The organism is Nesterenkonia sphaerica (genome assembly GCF_005771565.1).
In the GTDB taxonomy this organism is placed as follows: Bacteria; Actinomycetota; Actinomycetes; order Actinomycetales; family Micrococcaceae; genus Nesterenkonia; species Nesterenkonia sphaerica.
Map to the genome: position 1 here is coordinate 1 of NZ_VAWA01000040.1, position 2,897 is coordinate 2,897.

Below are 2,897 nucleotides of genomic sequence, written 5' to 3' on the forward strand. Positions count from 1 at the left end.
CTGAGGGGAACCAAACCCAGGACACGTCAAGGACGGAACTAAACCCAGTACGGTTCATCGATGAGTTCCGAGAGCGGAACCCCAAACCCAGTCTTCCCGAAGAGCTTCTCAACCGCAGGCATAGACGATTTACTACCGGCTTCCACGAGGGAAACTCCGAGTCGATCCAGGTTGCGGTCAGTAAGATCTGCAGCTCGTTCAACGACAATCCTGTCCGACGGCCCCTCTACCGCTATAACTCGTCGGGACGTTAACGGCTCTAGCCGATCGCGCACCCACCACCGAACAACGAGCTTGTCTTCGCTCGACAAGAACCCTGCATCAGGCTGAACCAGCTCCCCGCCGCGGCGAACCACCACAATCGAGTCAGCATCAAAAGCGCTGACAATGTCGGAAGAATGCGTAGCGATGATTTTCTGGTTTGGGTTGCTCTTGAGTAGCCGGGCCAGGCTCCGCTGACTCGTCGGGTGCAGGTGGACCTCCGGCTCATCGATTCCAACTACGTTAGCTCCGACGCTGACGAGGTCGTAGAACGCCATTGCGAAAAGCGCCCGAGTCCCGTCTGACTGGGCGGAAAGATCACGTGGAGCGCCCGCTTTGGACACTCGGAGCCGAACATCACTCAGTACGTCATTGTCGGCAGCGGCACCCGGAACGAAGCTCAGTTCATCCTTGTCTACTGGCTCGGGCAGTGCCTTGGAGAGTTGACCGGCCAGGTCTTTTCGGAGCTGATCGAGCACCGCAGATTCACCGAGTTTAGTCGCCAGTGACTCGGCAATGGCCTCAAAATCCGCCTCCTCGCCTCCGAGCTCACCCGTTTGCAGAATCTCGTCGAGAGGCGACTTCCGATCTTCCCTTAGATCTCGAGTTTGCGTGGTAGCGCTCAGGAACTTCCAGCCGAGTCCTGTGACTTGGTCGCGGGACAATTGGCGCGTTGTGCCCGACCCAAGTGCGCGTCGCTCAATACTGATGGTCTCGCTCTCATCGATCGTCGCCGATAACTGCACCGTCATTGACCTGTCGCCGCTAACTGGATCTACATTGATTTCCTCGGGAAATAAGGCACGCTCATTCTTAGAAAAATCCTCGAAACCAACCTCAACGACAAACGCCTGGCTCGTGTCCCGAAAGTCCTCACTGCTGATGTGTGAGTAGAGCTGGGCCGTACTGGCCCCAATGGCCAAGTCGAGACATCGCAGAAGCGAAGACTTGCCGACATCGTTCGAACCGACGAGTACGAGATGCTCTCGCACCTCGATATCTACATCTGCTAGACGGCTGTGATTGGTAACTTTTACGTAAGTGAGTCGCACTATTCCGCCTCTCCCTTGGCGACCAGGACGACCCTACCTGCCAGACTGAGGTGAGACACCCGGGCTGATGGTTATAAGGGCTGGGGCATCCCACTATTGGAAGAGGAACCCCGCATGACGATCACCACCGAAACAGTCTTCGAGGTCGGCACCGTTCCCGCCGAGCAGGTCTCTGAGGAAAGTCCTCGGGCAGGCCGGCCGGCCCGTCGGCATTTCAGCATCGAGTACAAGCGTCGCGTCCTCGCTGAGTACGATTCCGCGCCGACAGGTTCGAAGGGGCTGGTGCTGCGTCGGGAAGGGCTCTATGACGCCAGCGTGAAAAGGTGGCGCACCCAGCTAGAAGCCGGGACACTGGGCAGGGTGAACACACCGAAGCCCCGCCGGGGGAAGAAAACACCTGAGCAGGCACGGATCGCCGAGCTGGAGAAGGCTCTGGCCAAGGCTGAGGCGGAGTCTGCGAAGAAGGACAAGGCCATCGCCAAGCGGGAGGAGGCGTTGGAGGTCTTGGGAAAAGGTGTCGCGTTTTTGGAAGCGCTCTCCAAGAAAGACCAGCCGTAACCGCCGCGGCCTGGCGGGCATGGCAGGCTGAGACCGCAACCCTGCTGGCTGTACTGGTCGGCATCGTGATGGCCTGCGCGCTGGTGGGCCGGTCCCGGGCGACTCATCACCGGCAGGCCAACCCGAAACCGCGGATGCATGGGCCTCACCCGAAGCCGCAACACCCCGCGGAGCTCACCAAGACCCAGCGCGAGAAGGTGCTTCAGGTGCTCACCAGTGATGAGTATGCCGACCTCTCGGTGGCTCAGGTGTGGGCCCGGGAACTCGATGCCGGCAGGTATTACTGCTCAGAGCGGACGATGCACCGGATCCTCGCTGCGCAGAGGTTGGGCGGTGAGCGGCGTCGGCAGGCGACCCACCCACCTCGTAAGATCCCCGAGCTGACAGCGACCGCCGCGAATGAGGTGTGGTCGTGGGACATCACGAAAATGCGGGGTCCAGCGAAAGGGATCTGGTACCACGGGTATGTGGTCATCGATATCTATTCCCGGTGCGTGGTGGCCTGGCGCATCGAGCAGATCGAGGACGGGGACCTGGCCGCTGATCTGATCGCTGAGGCCATCGTCGAACAGGGCACCGCCCCGGGATACCTCCACGCCGATGGTGGTGCGGCGATGACCTCGAAACCTTTGGCGTCACTGCTGAGTGATATGGATGTCACCCGGTCTCATAACCGGCCCAGGACTTCCAATGACAATCCCTACTCGGAGTCGCAGTTCAAGACGATGAAGTACACCCCCACCTATCCTGAACGGTTCGCTTCCATTGGGGAGGCCAGGTCCTGGATGAACGCGTTCATCTATTGGTATAACCACGTTCACCGGCATTCCGGGATTGGGCTGCACACCCCGATCAGTGTGCATAACGGCACCGCCCAGATGATCCGTCACCAGCGGCAGCAGGTCCTTGATGCTGCCTACGCTGCTCACCCTGAGCGGTTCCACCGACGTCCCCGACCGCCGCGCCTTCCGGAGAAGGCAACGATCAACGACCCCGCCGCCAGAACACCCCGACTATCCAACTAAC

The 2,897-nt window shown here is 60.0% G+C and carries 3 protein-coding genes; 2 read left to right on the plus strand and 1 reads right to left on the minus strand.

From position 1 onward, the window contains the following. Window positions 1–38: 38 nt before the first annotated feature. On the minus strand, window positions 39–1,313 hold the full coding sequence (locus tag FEF27_RS12900) for an ATP-dependent nuclease (protein ID WP_208009891.1): 1,275 nt from the start codon (window positions 1,311–1,313) through the stop codon (window positions 39–41). Window positions 1,314–1,427: 114 nt separating this feature from the next. Between FEF27_RS12900 and FEF27_RS12905 the strand changes: the two genes are divergently transcribed. Both FEF27_RS12905 and FEF27_RS12910 read left to right on the plus strand, forming a co-directional pair. After that, complete coding sequence (locus tag FEF27_RS12905; RefSeq protein WP_208009903.1) at window positions 1,428–1,871, plus strand: transposase; 444 nt, start codon at window positions 1,428–1,430, stop codon at window positions 1,869–1,871. A 68-nt stretch (window positions 1,872–1,939) separates the two neighbouring features. Further along, the gene (locus tag FEF27_RS12910; protein ID WP_138171293.1) at window positions 1,940–2,896 is read left to right on the plus strand and encodes an IS3 family transposase; all 957 of its coding nucleotides are present in this window, start codon (window positions 1,940–1,942) and stop codon (window positions 2,894–2,896) included. Window position 2,897 lies beyond the last annotated feature (1 nt).

Excerpts from the sequence above, each read along its gene's own strand:
- FEF27_RS12910 (WP_138171293.1), top strand. The coding sequence starts at position 1,940 with ATGGCCTGCGCGCTGGTGGGCCGGTCCCGGGCGACTCATCACCGGCAG.
- FEF27_RS12905 (WP_208009903.1), top strand. The coding sequence starts at position 1,428 with ATGACGATCACCACCGAAACAGTCTTCGAGGTCGGCACCGTTCCCGCC.